At 65.2% G+C, this 15735-nt stretch carries 17 protein-coding genes and 1 other RNA gene; 10 read left to right on the top strand and 8 right to left on the bottom strand.

All coding sequences use genetic code 11. The features are described from left to right. Positions 1-195: 195 nt before the first annotated feature. The 5 genes from U0S50_RS06480 to U0S50_RS06500 all read right to left on the bottom strand — a co-directional run bounded on the left by U0S50_RS06480 (position 196) and on the right by U0S50_RS06500 (position 4177). A complete protein-coding gene (locus U0S50_RS06480) occupies positions 196-531 on the bottom strand; it encodes a YbaB/EbfC family nucleoid-associated protein (protein WP_322307953.1) in 336 nt (111 codons plus the stop codon). Further along, positions 528-2255, bottom strand: a complete 1728-nt coding sequence (locus U0S50_RS06485) for a DNA polymerase III subunit gamma/tau (RefSeq protein ID WP_416194964.1) — start codon at positions 2253-2255, stop codon at positions 528-530. Before U0S50_RS06485 ends, U0S50_RS06480 begins: the two co-directional genes overlap by 4 nt. Before the next feature lie 178 nt (positions 2256-2433). After that, an RNA gene (ffs, locus tag U0S50_RS06490) (signal recognition particle sRNA small type) lies at positions 2434-2531 on the bottom strand. Positions 2532-2738: 207 nt separating this feature from the next. Further along, entirely contained in the window at positions 2739-3077 is a 339-nt protein-coding gene (locus tag U0S50_RS06495; protein ID WP_322307954.1) for a 2Fe-2S iron-sulfur cluster-binding protein, read from the bottom strand. Next, positions 3074-4177: a cysteine desulfurase family protein gene (locus U0S50_RS06500; RefSeq protein WP_322308269.1), complete on the bottom strand. Its 1104-nt coding sequence runs from the start codon at positions 4175-4177 to the stop codon at positions 3074-3076. Before U0S50_RS06500 ends, U0S50_RS06495 begins: the two co-directional genes overlap by 4 nt. Before the next feature lie 217 nt (positions 4178-4394). Here U0S50_RS06500 and U0S50_RS06505 point away from each other — a divergent pair, with 217 nt between their 5' ends. Further along, positions 4395-5051, top strand: coding sequence for an alpha/beta hydrolase (locus U0S50_RS06505; protein WP_322307955.1), 657 nt, complete (start codon positions 4395-4397; stop codon positions 5049-5051). A gap of 142 nt (positions 5052-5193) precedes the next feature. On the opposite strand, the gene U0S50_RS06510 is transcribed toward U0S50_RS06505, so the two are convergent. After that, positions 5194-5358, bottom strand: coding sequence for a hypothetical protein (locus U0S50_RS06510; protein ID WP_322307956.1), 165 nt, complete (start codon positions 5356-5358; stop codon positions 5194-5196). Positions 5359-5505: 147 nt separating this feature from the next. On the opposite strand from U0S50_RS06510, the gene rpiB reads away from it, so the two are divergent. From rpiB to U0S50_RS06535, 5 genes are all read left to right on the top strand, one after another. Next, positions 5506-5958: a ribose 5-phosphate isomerase B gene (gene rpiB / locus U0S50_RS06515; protein ID WP_322307957.1), complete on the top strand. Its 453-nt coding sequence runs from the start codon at positions 5506-5508 to the stop codon at positions 5956-5958. Further along, complete coding sequence (gene glyA, locus U0S50_RS06520; protein WP_322307958.1) at positions 5955-7262, top strand: serine hydroxymethyltransferase; 1308 nt, start codon at positions 5955-5957, stop codon at positions 7260-7262. The genes rpiB and glyA overlap by 4 nt, the downstream gene beginning before the upstream one ends. A gap of 6 nt (positions 7263-7268) precedes the next feature. Then, the gene (locus tag U0S50_RS06525; protein ID WP_322307959.1) at positions 7269-7487 is read left to right on the top strand and encodes a hypothetical protein; all 219 of its coding nucleotides are present in this window, start codon (positions 7269-7271) and stop codon (positions 7485-7487) included. A gap of 3 nt (positions 7488-7490) precedes the next feature. Further along, positions 7491-7952 carry a transcriptional regulator NrdR gene (gene nrdR, locus U0S50_RS06530; RefSeq protein ID WP_322307960.1) on the top strand — a complete coding sequence of 154 codons (462 nt, stop codon included), beginning with the start codon at positions 7491-7493 and terminating at the stop codon, positions 7950-7952. A 454-nt stretch (positions 7953-8406) separates the two neighbouring features. Further along, entirely contained in the window at positions 8407-9150 is a 744-nt protein-coding gene (locus U0S50_RS06535) for an RNA methyltransferase (protein WP_416194965.1), read from the top strand. Here the strand turns inward: U0S50_RS06535 and U0S50_RS06540 are convergent. Beyond that, positions 9147-9455, bottom strand: coding sequence for a chorismate mutase (locus U0S50_RS06540; RefSeq protein ID WP_322307962.1), 309 nt, complete (start codon positions 9453-9455; stop codon positions 9147-9149). The two genes, U0S50_RS06535 and U0S50_RS06540, sit on opposite strands and share 4 nt — an antisense overlap. 198 nt (positions 9456-9653) lie before the next feature. Between U0S50_RS06540 and rpsD the strand changes: the two genes are divergently transcribed. Further along, on the top strand, positions 9654-10265 hold the full coding sequence (gene rpsD, locus U0S50_RS06545) for a 30S ribosomal protein S4 (protein ID WP_322307963.1): 612 nt from the start codon (positions 9654-9656) through the stop codon (positions 10263-10265). 59 nt (positions 10266-10324) lie between these two features. Here rpsD and U0S50_RS06550 read toward each other — a convergent pair whose 3' ends face one another. Continuing rightward, positions 10325-12319, bottom strand: a complete 1995-nt coding sequence (locus tag U0S50_RS06550) for a S9 family peptidase (RefSeq protein WP_322307964.1) — start codon at positions 12317-12319, stop codon at positions 10325-10327. A gap of 184 nt (positions 12320-12503) precedes the next feature. Here U0S50_RS06550 and U0S50_RS06555 point away from each other — a divergent pair, with 184 nt between their 5' ends. From U0S50_RS06555 to U0S50_RS06565, 3 genes are all read left to right on the top strand, one after another. Beyond that, entirely contained in the window at positions 12504-14189 is a 1686-nt protein-coding gene (locus U0S50_RS06555) for a M28 family metallopeptidase (protein ID WP_322307965.1), read from the top strand. 210 nt (positions 14190-14399) lie between these two features. Continuing rightward, positions 14400-15383 (top strand): agmatine deiminase family protein, encoded by a 984-nt coding sequence (locus U0S50_RS06560; protein WP_322307966.1) that lies wholly within the window; start codon positions 14400-14402, stop codon positions 15381-15383. Next, complete coding sequence (locus U0S50_RS06565) at positions 15380-15733, top strand: TonB family protein (protein ID WP_322307967.1); 354 nt, start codon at positions 15380-15382, stop codon at positions 15731-15733. Before U0S50_RS06560 ends, U0S50_RS06565 begins: the two co-directional genes overlap by 4 nt. Positions 15734-15735 lie beyond the last annotated feature (2 nt).

Below are 15735 nucleotides of genomic sequence, written 5' to 3' on the forward strand. Positions count from 1 at the left end.
ATGGCGTAACTTGTCAGCCGTTCAATGACACAGTGCTGAACGGCATGGCCACGGCCCGCCGGAAAAACCATGCCAAGGCGGCCAGGACACGGGCGCCGAACAAGGGACGCGGAACACCGTCGCGGCCGATCCTGCACCCGGTCAGGCGGGATGATCCCCCCTCCCCGCGACTTTACCACAGCGGGGATAGTCCTGTCAGAACGGGAGCTTGAAACCCGGCGGCAGCGGCAGGCCGCTGGTCATCTTGCCCATTTCGTCCTGGCTGGCGCGATCGGCCTTTTCACGCGCATCGTTGAAAGCCGCGGCGAGCAGGTCTTCGAGCATCTGCTTGTCGGCGGGCACGATCAGGCTGTCGTCGATGGCAATCGCCTTGATTCGTCCCTTGGCGCTGGCGCGAATCCGCACGAGACCGCCGCCCGACACGCCTTCGACTTCGATGCTGTCGAGCTTTGCCTGCGCCTCCTGCATCTGCGCCTGCACCGTGGCCGCCGCTTCCTGCGCCGCCTTCATCATTTCTTCGATCGATTTCATGGGTTGAGCTTATGGCGATTGTCGTCGTCTTCGACAAGCGTTGCGTCGGGAAAAGCGGCCAGAGCGGCCTTTACCACCGGCAATTCGCGAATCCGCGCATCATTGTCGGCGAGCCGCGCATCGCGCACTTCACCCAGGCTTGGCCGCGCATCGCCCTCGCCCGCCCGCACCTGCCAGCGATTGCCGGTCGCATTCAGCAGCGCATCGCCAAGATCGCGCGCAAAACCCGGATCGAGCGCCGGAACCGACGCAAAGACGAGCACGCCCGGCGCCAGTTCGATCAGCCGCAGATGTTCATAGACCATCACCGCCAGCCGGTGATTGCCCGTCTGTTCGAGAAGCTGGTGAATCTGGGCGATGGTGAGCGCCGCGACCGGGGCATCCACATGCGATTCCGAAGCGGCGGGTGCGGGGGCCGCAACCTCCGCGACCGGCGAAGGCGCCTGTCCCATATCGCCCGGCGCGGCGGGCGGCGCCAGCGGCATCGTGCGCGACGCGCCCGCTTCGAGCAGCTTGGCCAGTTCGCCGGGATCGGGCATCGCCGCGGCATAGATGACCCGCAGCAGCAGCATTTCCAGATGCTCGATCGGGTTGTTGGCGCGCAGCACCTCTTCATGCCCCTTGAGCAGCAGCTGCCACAGCCGGTTGAGCGGCGCAAACCCCAGCTTTTGCGCCCATTCGCCGATGCGCGCGCGGTCGGATTCGGCGAGCGCCGGATCGTCGTGGCGCGACACTTTGGCGAGGGTGATCGCATGGGTCAGGTCCATCAGCCCGCGCACCATCGCAACGGGTTCGATCCCCAGCGCATATTGCGCGCGCGCAAGATCGATCGCGCCGCCGGCGTCGCCCTCCAGGACCGTCGCCATCAACGAGGCAATCGACGAACGGTCGGACAGGCCGAGCATCGCGCGCACCTGTTCGGCGCTGACGATGCCGCCGCCATCGAGGTCGGCATGGGCGATCGCCTGGTCGAGGATCGACAAGCCGTCGCGCACCGAACCTTCGGCGGCATTGGCGATCAGCCAGATCGCCGGAGCCTCTGCCTCCACCCCTTCCTTTTGCAGGATGCCACTGAAATGGGTGAACAGCATGTCGGGGGTGATGCGGCGCAAATCGAAACGCTGGCAACGCGACAGCACTGTCACCGGCACCTTGTTCACCTCGGTCGTCGCGAACAGGAACTTGACGTGCGGCGGCGGCTCTTCGAGCGTTTTAAGCAGCGCGTTGAAGGCGTTACGCGACAACATGTGCACTTCGTCGATGATATAGATTTTATAGCGCGCCGACACGGCGGCATAGCGAACCGCCTCGATAATCTCGCGCACATCGTCGACGCCGGTGTGCGAGGCGGCGTCCATTTCGATGACGTCGATATGGCGCCCGTCGGTGATCGCGCGGCACGGTTCGCACACCCCGCACGGATCGATCGTCGGCCCGCCCTGGCCGTCCGCGCCGACGCAGTTCAGCGCCTTGGCGATCAGCCGCGCGGTCGAGGTCTTGCCGACCCCGCGCACCCCGGTCATCAGGAAGGCGTGGGCCAGCCGGTCGCGGGCGATGGCATTGCCCAGCGTGCGGACCATCGCATCCTGGCCGATCAGTTCGGCAAAGGTTTGCGGACGATATTTGCGCGCCAGAACGCGATAAGGACCGGAAGACGCCTGCGGCGCGGTTTCCGGCAGGTCCATGCCCAGCATCGGGGTTTCATCGTCGGCGGAATCGCTCATAGCGCCTGTCTTAGGGGCGAGCCGTCCGCTTGTCGAAGGGGAATAGGGGCGACCATGATCCGATACACGCACTGCCCTGAATTGCTTCGCTGCGCTCGCAGTGACGAATAGGGGAATGGGGCGGGATCAACGCCGACCTGGATCGCGGTCGTGATGCGCCCGGATGCGCAATAGCGTCGAGGGTGGGAGCCGGAACGACCCGCAGCGAATTCGTTGCGGCTGCTTCCTTCCGGACCTGACCGGGTTGGCGAAGACTGCGTCCGCCCGACTCCCGGCGCGCATATGGCGGCGGCGGCAAGAAAATGCAAGGTGGCAGTCGGCCAAGCGTCGGCCGGCCACAGCCCACCCGCCGGGACACCCCCAGCGCGACCCCGCATTATGTATGGTATTGTGCATGGTATCGAAAAGCGCGGGATGACAAAATCCACCCCGATTTCCGCTTCGGTTTCGGGGTCAATTTCGGTACCAGTTTCGATGCCGGGCTCAGCGTGGCGCCTGCATGTTGCGGCTTTCGGCCGGAATATGCACCGTCAGCCCATCCATCGCCGGTGTCAGGACGATCTGGCACGCCAGGCGGCTGGTGCGGCGCGCGCCGGAGGCGAGGTCGAGCATATCCTCCTCCATCTCGCTGGCGGGCGGCAGGCGGTCGAAATCGGCGCGGTCGACGATGACATGACAGGTCGAACAGGCCATCTGCCCCTCGCACGTCCCCTCGAGCGGCATCAGATGCGCCTGTGCAACGTCGAGCAGGATGTCGCCGGGCTGTGCCTCCGCCTCGGTGCGGCCCTGGCCGTCGGCGTGGATGAAGGTGACGCGCATCAATTCACTCCCTGAAGGCGCGCGGCCGCCTTGATGGCATTCAGCCCGTCGCGCAGCGCCTGTTCGCTGGTGTAGCGCCCCCAGCCGAGGCGGATCGAGGCGCGGGCATCGGCCTCCGCCACCCCCATCGCGCGCAGCACATGGCTGACCTTGCCCGACCCGCTGCCGCACGCGCTGCCCAGCGAAAAGGCGATGTCGCGCGCATCGGACATCAGCCGCAGCCCGTTGACGCCTTCGCGCCGGATATTGAGATTGCCATGATAGCGCCGCTCTGCCGACCCGTTGAGCGTCCATTCGGGAAGCATGTCCATGGCAAGCGACCAGAGCCGTTCGGCATGGGCGGCGTCGGCGTCGAAACGCTCGGCCGCGAGCGCCGCAGCGGCGCCGAAACCCGCGCACAAGGCGGGCGACACGGTGCCCGAGCGCATCCCCAGTTCCTGCGCCCCACCGACCATGAAGGGCGGCAGGTCGACACCGTCGCGCACCCACAGCGCCCCGATCCCCTTTGGCCCGTGGATCTTGTGCGCCGACAGCGCGATCAGGTCGGCACCATCGGGGATCGCGACGCGGCCATAAGCCTGCACCGCATCGCAGAGCAGCAGGCTGTGCTTCGCGTGGGCCGCGTCGGCGAAATCGGCGACCGGCTGGATCGTGCCGACTTCATTGTTCACCAGCATCGCCGCGACGATACCATTTTCGGGGATTAGCGCGGGATCGGGCGGTAGCGCAACCCCGTCGGCCCCGACCGGCAGGATCGCCGCGTTCAGCCGTTCGAGGCATTGCAGCGAGGCGGCATGTTCGATGCTGAGCCCCGCGACGCCGCCCGGCATCGCCTCTGCCCCGCGAAACAGCGCCCAGTTGAGCGCCTCTGTCGCGCCCGAGGTGAAGAACAGCCGCCCGCCGCGCGGCAGCAGCGCCGCGACCTGATCGCGCGCGACCTCGACCGCCGCGGCGGCGGCGCGCCCCGCCTTGTGCGTGCTCGACGGGTTGGCGAAGCCCCCGGGATCGCCGGCGCCCTCGTCCGGCCCGGCCAGCCAGCGCAGCATCGCCGCGCGCGCTTCGGGCGCCAGCGGGGTGGTGGCTTGATAGTCGAGGTAGATCATCGGGCGCATGTGCCCCGTTCCGCGGCGTGTGTCGAGTAATGCCGCCATCATCGTCACCCCGCCGCAGTGACGAATGGAGGAATGGCGCGCGTCATTATTGCGAGCGATTCGCAAAAGTTGCAACTTGCCACCCGATTTCTATATAGGCGCCAATCTCGCTCCGCCACCCCGCCGATCCGGCGAATCGGGGGCCAGCCCAAGAAACATGAGGTGCCCTTTGCCCGACGTTATTTTCCCCGGCCCCGAGGGCCGCATCGAAGGCCGTTTTTCGCCTCCGCCGCGCCCGCGTGCGCCGGTCGCGCTGATCCTCCACCCGCATCCGCACGCGGGCGGCACGATGAACGACCGCATCACCCAGGCGATGTACAAGAGCTTTGTCGCGCGCGGTTTCGCCGTCCTGCGCTTCAACTTTCGCGGCGTCGGACGCAGCCAGGGCGCGTTCGACAATGGCATCGGCGAGCTTTCGGATGCCGCCTCGGCGCTCGACTGGGTGCAGTCCATCCACCCCGAGGCGCAGACGACCTGGGTCGCGGGCTTCAGCTTTGGCGCGTGGATCGGGATGCAGTTGTTGATGCGCCGCCCCGAGATCCGCGGCTTTCTGTCGGTCGCGCCGCCGGCCAACATGTATGATTTCAGCTTCCTTGCCCCCTGCCCCTCGTCGGGCATCATCGTCGCGGGTGGCCAGGACGAGATCGTCCCCCCCCCCGCGGTGCAAAAGCTGGTCGACAAGCTGCGCACCCAGAAGGGCATCACCATCCATCACGACGAAATTCCGCGCGCGAACCATTTCTTCGAGCATGAACTCGATCAGCTGATGAAGAGCCTCGACAATTATCTCGACATGCGGCTCGCCCCGGATTCGCCGATCCGCTGATGAAAAACGCCTCCCTGTGGCGCAGTCATGGGGAGGTGGCGGCGGCGCAAGCCGCTGTCGGAGGGGCGCCGCGATGTCGCGGCCCCTCCACCACCGCTTCGCGGCGGTCCTCCTCTCCCCGCCAGGCGGCAGGAGAGGATTTCTATTTCACCGGCACCAGCCAGATCGCGACATTGCCGAACAGCACCAACGCGGCGATCAGCATCAGCAGCGCACGCCGCCGGTCGCCGTGGCGGAAGACCATCACCGCGCCGCCAGCAAGCGCCAGCCCGGCCAGCATCACGATCGATAACAGCAAATCGCCCATGGCCGACGCTCTACGCGCCGGGCCCGATGCGGTAAATGCGCTTTGTGACAAAAAGCCGTCAAAAGGCGCTGCCGCTTATGGCCAATTCGGACCGCTTCGCCTAAAGCGCGCTCACCGATTCCCTTTGCCGTTACGGGAGACGCGCCGATGCGCATCGCCATTGCCTCTGACCACGCCGCCTATGACCTTAAAGCCGCGCTTGCCGAGTGGCTGCGCGGCCAGGGACACGAGGTCGCCGACCTCGGCCCCGACAGCCCCGACAGCGTCGATTACCCCGATTTCGGATATCGGCTGGCCGCCGCGATCGCCGACGGCAGCGCCGAAAAGGGCGTCGCGCTGTGCGGATCGGGCATCGGCATTTCGATGGCGGTCAACCGCAATCCGGCGTGCCGCTGCGCGCTGGTCGGCGAACCGCTGTCGGCGAAGCTGTCGCGCGAACATAATGACGCCAATGTCATCGCGATGGGCGCCCGCCTGACCGGCATCGACATGGCCAAGGCGTGCCTCGACGCCTTTCTGACCACCGAATTCGCCGGCGACCGCCATGTTCGCCGCGTCGACAAGCTTTCCAATCCCCCCCAACTGGAGACCAGCCGATGACCACTTCCACGCTCGACAAACCCATTCGCTCGGCCGGCTACTTCACCGATGGCGTCGATACCGTCGACCCCGCCGTCGCCGCGGCGATGAAGCATGAAATGGAACGCGAACAATATCAGATCGAGCTGATCGCGTCGGAAAACATCGTTTCGAAGGCGGTCCTCGAAGCGCAGGGCAGCGTTTTCACCAACAAATATGCCGAAGGCTATCCCGGCCGCCGCTATTATCAGGGCTGCGCCCCGTCGGACGAGGTCGAAACGCTGGCGATCGAGCGCGCCAAGCAGCTGTTCGATTGCGGCTATGTCAATGTGCAGCCGCATTCGGGGGCGCAGGCGAATGGCGCGGTGATGCTGGCGCTGACCAAGCCCGGCGCGACGATTTTGGGGATGAGCCTGGATGCCGGGGGCCATTTGACCCACGGCGCGCCGCCCGCCCTGTCGGGCAAATGGTATAATGCCGTGCAATATGGCGTGCGCGCCGACGATCATCTGGTCGATTTCGACCAGGTCGAGGCGCTGGCCAAGGAGCATCGCCCGACGCTGATCATCGCGGGCGGTTCGGCCTATCCGCGCACCCTGGACTTCGCCCGCTTTCGCGCGATCGCCGACGATGTCGGCGCGCTGCTGATGGTTGACATGGCGCATTTCGCGGGCCTGGTCGCAGGCGGCGCGCATCCTTCGCCGATGGAACATGCGCATGTCGTCACCACCACGACGCACAAGACGCTGCGCGGTCCGCGCGGCGGCATGATCCTGACCAATGACGAAGCGATCGCCAAGCGCATCAACTCGGCGGTCTTCCCCGGCCTGCAGGGCGGCCCGCTGATGCACGTCATCGCCGCCAAGGCGGTGGCATTCGGCGAAGCGCTGCGCCCCGAGTTCAAGGATTATGCCAAGGCGACGATCGCCAACGCCCAGGCGCTGGCCAACCGGTTGAAGGCGCGCGGCGCCGACGTCGTCGCGGGCGGCACCGATACGCACCTTGCGCTGATCGACCTGCGCCCGCTGGGCATCACCGGCCGCGACGCCGACGAGGCGCTGGAACGCAGCGCGATCACCTGCAACAAAAATGGCATCCCCTTTGACCCGCTGCCGCCGGTCAAGACCAGCGGCATCCGCGTCGGATCGCCCGCCGGCACGACCCGCGGTTTCGGCATCGCCGAGTTCGAACAGATCGGCGACATGGTGGCCGATGTGCTGGAGGCGCTGCGCGACAAGGGCGAGCAAGGCGACCCGGCGGTCGAGGCCGATGTTCGCGCCCGTGTTCGCACGCTGTGCGAACGCTTCCCCATCTATCAGGGGTAAGGGGCGATGGCGCGCCCCAACCCCGAGGAACCGACGCTGTTCGAACGATCGATCGAAGAAGCCAAGGCCATGGGCCGTCAGGGGATGGATCATCCCTCGACGCGCCCGGTGCTGACCGGCGGCGTTGTCGGGGCCATCGCGGGCGCGATATTGCCGGTGGTGAGCTGGCCCGTCGGCCTGTTCGCGGGCGCCGTCGTCGCGCTCGTCATGCAGGTAAAGCGCTGAACGATGCGCTGCCCCTATTGCGGCCATGAAGACAGCCAGGTGAAGGACAGCCGTCCGACCGAGGACGGCGCCGCCATCCGCCGCCGCCGCCAGTGCGAGGATTGCGGCGCGCGTTTCACCACCTTTGAGCGCATCCAGCTTCGCGAGGTTGGGGTCGTCAAGGCCGATGGCGCGCGCGAACCCTTTGACCGCGAAAAGCTGATGCGCAGCGTCCAGATCGCCTGCCGCAAGCGCCCAATCGAAAGCGCGCGCATCGATCGGCTGGTATCGGGCATCCAGCGCCAGCTCGAAACGTCGGGCGAAAGCGAAGTGCGGGCGCAGCAGATCGGGGCGATGGTGATGGAGGCGCTGAAAGGCGTCGACAATGTCGCCTATATCCGCTTTGCCAGCGTCTATCGCGATTTCACCGAAGCCAAGGATTTCGAGGAATTTGCAAGTCAGGTTGGCGGCCTCGGCAAGGACTGAACCGCCCGGACCGCCCGGCGCTGCCATCCCCCGTTCCAGCACGCCCAAGAGACCGCCCGCCCAAGGCGACTATGCCATTCGTCGCCTGTTTCGGCCATTGATAGGAAGCATGGTTGAACGCCGCGCGCCGAGCCTTTCATCTCGCTGCGCCATTTCCATGTTGGAGTTTCCTATGATCATGCTTCCTTTTGCCCTAATGCTGGCCGCGACCGCCCCCTCCGGTCCCGCAGACGCCGCCTCCCCCGCTCCCGCGGAGAAGAAGAAGCGGATATGCGTTCGAAACGACACCACCGGCTCACGCCTTGCCCCCCCCATCTGCAAGACCAGGGAGGAATGGAATGCCAGCAAGAAGCGGGCGCGCCGAGAACCGAAGGAGCACGGTACGCCCGATGCACATCCACTTTGAATTGACGACCCATCCGACCATCCGTCCCGTACTTGGCGACCAGACGGGATGCAGGGCATGACCCCGCCCCCCGTCATCGTCCTCGTCCGTCCGCAGCTTGGCGAGAATATCGGCAAGGCGGCGCGCGCGATGCTCAATTTCGGGCTGACCGAGATGCGCCTCGTCGCCCCGCGCGACGGCTGGCCCAACCCCGATGCCGGCCCCGCCGCATCGGGCGCCGACATCGTGCTGGCCGGGGCCGAAGTGTTCGGCACGCTGGCCGAGGCGGTCGCCGATTGCACCACCGTCTATGCGACGACGGTGCGCAAGCGCGGCGTGACCAAGCCGGTGCTGACCCCCGAAGCGGCGGCACGGCAGGTCCATGCAAGCGCCGGCCGCTCCGCCTATGTCTTCGGCCCCGAACGATCGGGGCTGGAAACCGATGATGTCGCGCTGGCGCACAATATCGTCACCGTCCCGATCAACCCCGAATTCGGATCACTGAACCTGGCGCAGGCGGTCATCCTGCTTGCCTATGAATGGTCGAAGGGGGTCGCGCTCGCCAGCCCGCCCGAGGTTCCGCTCGATCCGCCCGCCGCGCATGGCGAGTATGAACAGTTGATCGATCATCTCAACCGCGACCTTGACGCGGCCGGCTATTTCTTTCCGCCCGAACGCACCGAGGCGACGCTGCGCACGATCCGCACCGCGATCACCAAGACGGGCTGGTCCTATAATGATATCAGGATGATGCACGGCATCATCACGACGCTGGGCCGTGCCCGCAAGGCGCCCGGGAGCGGCGACGCCTAGGCGCGAAGGCCGTCCCAGCGGGTCAATTCATGCGCGATCGACTGTTCGACCAGTTCGTTCCACACCGCGCGGATCCGCTGCGGGTCGAGCCCGGCGGCGGCGGCCTCGTTCGCGACATTGTCGAGCACCTGGGCCTTGCGCGCCTCGTCGCGCACGCTGTCCCGGTCCGGCTTGATCCGCGCGGCGGCATCCATATAGCCGAAACGGCGAACGAGCAGCGCGACGAGTTCGCGATCGACCGCGTCGACCCCGGCACGCACATCGATCATCGTTTCGCACTGTTCGGGCAATTTGGCGGCAGTCATGGGCGCTGCCTTTAGCGGCTTTTTCCGCCGTGTCGAGACGGGGCTTCGCCCCTTGACTTTCGCCCCCTCGCCGTCTAGTCGCGCGCCTTCGCAATGGACCCCACACCCCGGTGAAGTGGCGGTCGCGCACGGCAATGCCGCGCGGTGCGACCCGGGAAACGCCGAAATCCTTCGGCAAACAGCAAATTGGAGACGAACATGTCGAAGCGCCAGAGCGCCAAGTACAAACTCGACCGCCGGATGGGCGAAAACATCTGGGGTCGCCCGAAGAGCCCGGTCAACCGCCGCGAATATGGCCCCGGCCAGCACGGTCAGCGCCGCAAGGGCAAGATGTCGGACTTCGGCATCCAGCTTCGCGCCAAGCAGAAGCTGAAGGGCTATTACGGCGACATCACCGAAAAGCAGTTCAAGAAGAATTATTTCGAAGCGTCGCGCATGAAGGGCGATACCGGCCAGAATCTGATCGGCCTGCTCGAACGCCGCCTGGACGCCATCGTCTATCGCGCCAAGTTCGCACCGACCATCTTCTCGGCGCGCCAGCTCGTCAGCCACGGTCACGTTTATGTGAACGGCGTGAAGTGCAACATCGCCAGCCGCCTCGTGAAGCCGGGCGACGAAGTCACCCTGGGCAAGAAGGCGCAGGAAATGGCGCTGGTCGCCGAAGCGCAGAGCCTGCCCGAGCGTGACCTGCCCGAATATGTCGCGGTCGATGGCACCAAGGCGACCTTCGTTCGCGTGCCCACGCTCGACGAAGTGCCCTATCCGGTGAAGATGGAACCCAATCTGGTCGTCGAATTCTATTCGCGCTGATCGGTTTCGATACGCATTCGAAAAGGGGCGGTCCGAACAATCGGGCCGCCCCTTTTTCGTTACTTCGGCAGGAAAGCCGAAATCCGGCGCAGCATGTCGGTGCGCGCCTCGCTCGCCTCCAGGCTGTGGGCGAGCTCCGGATATTCCACGAGTTCGACAGTCTTGCCCTTGCCTTCCAGCGCCCGGCGCATGATCCGCGCCTGTTCGATCGCAACATTCCGGTCGAAGCTGCCATGGAACATCAGTACCGGCGCCTTGATCGCCTCGGCATTTTGCGCCGGCGATCCTTCGCGCACATGCGGCCCCGACCCGATGAAGCGGGCATCGATTCTCGACCGGCCCTCCGCAGATGCGTCCGATTTCAGCTCCGCCAGATCGGTGACCGGCGCGATCGCCACGATTGCCCGGAACAGATCGGGCGCCACCACCCCCGATTGCAGCGCGGCATAGCCGCCATAAGACCAGCCGACGATCGACAGCTTGGCCGCATCCGTGCCCTGCGCCGACACCAGCCAGCGCCCGCCGTCGGCGACATCGCCGATCGCGGTGCGCCACGACTGAAAGCCATTATTCTGATACCATTGGTCGCCATATCCCGACGAGCCGCGAAAATTGGGTTGCAGCACCGCATAGCCCGACTGGGCGAAATATTGCGCGAGCCAGTCGAAGCCCCATTCGTCGCGTGCCGAAGGGCCGCCGTGCGGCATGACGATGGCAGGCAGGCCCTTTGCATCGCTGCGTCCCGGCGGCAGCGTCAGATAGCCGGGGATCATCGTGCCGTCGGCCGCCGGATAGCGGATAGGCGTCACCGGCGACAGCGTAAGCTTGGCAAGGGCATCGCGCGCACCGAGCAAGGGACGCAGTTCGCGGGCGGCCGGGGTGTAGAGATAATATTGGCCGGGATCGGTATCCGAATTCGCCCAGATGAGATAGCGGCTCTCGTCCGCTGCGGCGTCCACCACCAGCACCTGCCGGCCGCCCAGCGCCTTTGAGAGCGCGCCGGTCATCTTTGCGACCCGCTCGTCGGTCATAACCGCCTGGCGCTTTTCGGTCACGAACGAGGCCCCGACGATCCGGCCATTGCGCCCGATCCTAATGATATCGTCCACATCGACCTCGGGATGGGCAAAGATGGTCGTCGTCGCCCCCGATCCGTCGAGCGCCATCGCGACGATGGCCTTGCGCCCGTCGATCTTCTGGAACCCGTAAACACGGTCGGTCGCCGGATCGACGGCGCTGGCCAGAAAGCCCTCTTCGGTCGTGATGTTATATTGGGTCAGCGACGTCCAGCGCCCGCCATCCTTTGGACGAAACATATAGCGAATATTGGGATCGAGTTGGCCAGTACTCGAATTATACCCCTGAACGCCCATGATCCGCACATTTCCATGCCCGTCGGACAGATAGCCGATCGCGTTGGTACTGGGCGACACGACGCGCTTGCCTTTGCCCGTCGACGTGTCGACCCGGTCGACGCCCAGCCCTTCCTCATTGCTGGCGATGAGCGTTCCCACCGTACTTTCCGGGACATAGCTGCGCGTCATGAGCAAAGAGCCATCACCCTCCGATGACCAGTCAACGACCGTTCCGCCGCGCAGATCGTGATAGAGCGACCGGTAATTTCGGCGGTTGCTGAGGCTCTGAATCTTTTTACCGTCGGCCTCGATCGCCACCATCGCAGAGGAGGTAAGGACATCGCCCGTGATGTCGGTTCGGTAATAGGTCTGACAAGCCAATCGCTTGTTCGTCACCCACCCGCACCAGGAAAGGCTGCCGTCCTCGCCACCGTTGCTTTTCAGGAGGCTTTGCGGGACAGCACCCTCGCGCGTGTCGACCACCAGCAGCCGCCGCTTCTGATCGGGCAGATTCTCGATATAAGCGAGGCGCTGGCCGTCGGGGGACAGGCTGACATCCCGAATCGCCTCCAGCGCACCGAAGCGCATGGCATTGTCGATGGTGACGCTGCCTTGCGCCGCAGCCGGGACCTCCGTCAGCACAGCAGCCAGCACCGCCGCGGACGCCAGAATCTGGCCCAAAAACTTTGATCGTTTCAAGAAGCATCCCCCGAATTCAAATATTCCCGAAGAAAGAAACAACCCAGACGCCCCCGAAAATCAAGAAAAATTCGTTTCAATTCTGCTTACTTAAGCGAGGCGTCTTATCCGGCCGCGCGGCTTGCATGTCGTGGCGGCGGCTGGCACAAACGCGCCGTCGCAAACGAAAGCCCAAGGAATTTTCATGCTTCGCTTCCCCAGAGCCGCCGCGGCTGCCGCGGCCCTTTTGTCGCTCGCGGCGTGCAACGCCGCCGACGACGGCACCCAGGCGGGCAACGCCGCCATTCCCGACGTGTCGATTCCCGACATCTCGCTGAAGACCATGCAGGATGTCGTCGGTGCCCTCGCATCGGACGAGTTCGAAGGCCGGGCGCCCGGCACCGAAGGCGAAGAAAAGACCGTCGGCCTGTTGATCGAACGCTTCAAGGCGGCGGGGCTTGAACCCGGCAACAACGGCAGCTGGACCCAGGACGTGCCGCTGGTCGAAATGACCGCCGACAAGGTGTCGCCGCTGAGCTTTACCGGCGGCAAGGCACCGCTTTCGCTGGCGTTCGGGACCGATTTCGTCGCGGGAAGCTATCGCGTCCAGCCGAACATCTCGATCAAGGACAGCGATGTCGTTTTCGTCGGCTATGGCATCAACGCCCCCGAAAAGGGCTGGAACGATTATGCCGGGCTCGATGTGAAGGGCAAGACGGTCGTGATCCTGGTCAACGACCCCGACTGGGAAGCCAAGGAAGCCAAGGGCGAGTTCAACGGCCGCGCCATGACCTATTACGGCCGCTGGCCCTATAAATATGAAGAAGCCGCGCGCCAGGGCGCCGCGGCCGCGTTGATCGTCCACGACACCGAACCGGCCGCCTATGGCTGGAACGTCGTCCAGTCGAGCTGGACCGGCACCCAATATCTGGCCGCGAGCGAGAATAATGGCGCCGACCAAACCGCCGCCAACGGCTGGATCCAGCTTGGCAAGGCCAAGCAATTGTTCGCCGACGCCGGGCTGGATTTCGACAAGCTGCGCGCCGATGCGAAGAAAAAAGGGTTCAAGCCCGTTGCGCTGACCGGCGTGAAGGCATCGCTGTCGTTCGACAACAAGATCGAACGCAAGATGTCGAAGAATGTCATCGCCGTGTTGCCGGGCGCCAAGCGCCCTGACGAATATGTCCTCTATACCGCGCATTGGGACCATCTGGGCAAGTGTGAAGCCGTCGATGGCGACGGCATCTGCAACGGCGCGATCGACAATGCGACCGGCACCGCGGCGCTGGTCGCGATCGCCGAGGCGCAGAAGAAGGCGGGCGCACCCGACCGCAGCCTGGTTTTCCTGGCCGTCACCGCCGAGGAATCGGGCCTGCTGGGGTCGAAATATTATGCCGACAACCCGGTCTTCCCGCTCGCCCGCACGGTCGGCGGCGTCAATATGGACGCGCTGTCGGGTGCCGGTGCGGCGAAGGACATCGTCGTCGTCGGACGCGGCAAGTCGGAACTGGAAGCCTATCTGGCCAAGGCCGTCGCGATGGAAAAGCGCACGATCGTCGACGAACCGACCCCTGAAAAGGGCTTTTACTATCGCTCCGACCATTTCAGCTTTGCCAAGCGCGGCGTGCCGATGATCTATTTCGACGGCGGTGAAAATCTGGTCGAGGGCGGCACCGACGCGGGCAAGGCGTGGGCCGAAGCCTATACCGCCAAACGCTATCACGCACCGTCGGACGACATGTCGGCGATCACCAGCTGGGACGGCATGATGGCGGACCTGCGCCTTTACTATGCCGTCGGCCGGATGCTCGCGATGACGACCGCATGGCCGAACTGGAACGAAGGCGACGAGTTCCGCAAGGCACGCGACGAAAGCCGCAAGGGCGCCTGACGCCCACGCCGGGGGAACCTCGACGATGCAGGCCAGGCGGCCCGCCGTTCACCCGAACGGCGGGCCGCTTTGTTTTTGCGGCTGGGTTTCCCGGCGGGTCTCGTTTCTTTCCAACCCGCCCGCCCCGCCCTTGCCCGCCGCGCGGGATTGGCGCATGCACCGGGGCGACGGGCGGCCGGTCGCCGCCGAATCGTGACGCAGGATATTCGCATGACCTTGACCATGCCCGCCGAATGGGCGCCGCACGAAGCCGTATGGATCGGCTTTCCGCACCTTGCCGACGAATGGTCGGGGCAGATTGACGCGGCGCGCGCCGACGTCGCGGCCTTTGCCAACGCCGTCCATGACGAAGGGCGCGGCGAGGAGGTGCGGCTGGTGGTCAATGACGAGAGGCAGGCGCAGATCGCCGCGAAGCTGGTCGATCCCGGCGTGCGCATCCTCGTTCAGCCGCTCGGCGATATCTGGCTGCGCGATACCGGGCCGATCATCGCGGGGCGCGGTGCCGCGCGGCGCGCGCGCAATTTCGAATTCAACTGGTGGGGCGAGAAGTTCGTGATGCCCGGCGACAAGGAGGTCGGCGCGGCGCTGGCCGCGGCAAGCGGCCTGCCGGTCGACGAGCAGGACTGGGTGCTGGAGGGCGGCGGGATCGACGTCGATGGCACCGGCCTCGCCGTCACCACCGAGGAGTGCCTGCTCAACCCCAACCGCAATCCCACGCTGACCCGCGCGGACATTGCGGCGCGGCTGCACCAGTCGCTGGGGATCGAGCGGTTGCTGTGGCTGGGGGACGGGCTGATCGGCGACCACACCGACGGCCATGTCGACAATCTGGCGCGCTTTGTTGGCGAAGGGCGGCTCGCGCTGCCCGTCGCGGCGGGCGATGATGATCCCAACGCCGCCATCTATGCCGACGCCCGCGCGCGAACCGCCGCGTTCGGCGGGATCGAGATTGTCGACCTGCCCTCGCCCGGCCGGGTCGAGATGGACGGCGAGATTGTCGCGGCAAGCTATATGAATTTCTATATCGGCAACAGCGTCGTTGTCGTCCCGACCTATGGCGTCGCGAATGACGCGGCGGCGGTCGCGGCGCTCGCCGCGCTGTTCCCCGATCGCCGCGCGGTCGGCGTGCCCGCGCACGGGATTATCGCGGGCGGCGGCAGCTTCCATTGCTCGAGCCAGCAGGTGCCGAAATGATCAGGCATTCGATAATATCGTTCGGACTCTTTTGCACCATAAGCAGCGTCGCCTACGCGCAGCCCAAATATCAGGCAAACGAGACCTATCCCGCCGCGGCTCTGGCCGCGGGAGCACAAGGAACTGCCGCCTTCGAAATAGTGGTGGGCAAGAATGGTCAACCAAAAAGTTGTCGAATTACTCAGTCAGCCGGCCACCCTGATCTGGACAACGCAACATGCGAAATAATGATGCGGCGCGGCAAATTTCATCCCAAATTAGACGATGCGGGCGAACCTATAGAGTTCACCTATAACAACCGCATGCGCTGGGAGATTCCCGACACAACACAGGCAGCGAAGAGCAAATAAGC

This window comes from Sphingopyxis sp. (assembly GCF_034380315.1).
In the GTDB taxonomy this organism is placed as follows: Bacteria; Pseudomonadota; Alphaproteobacteria; order Sphingomonadales; family Sphingomonadaceae; genus Sphingopyxis.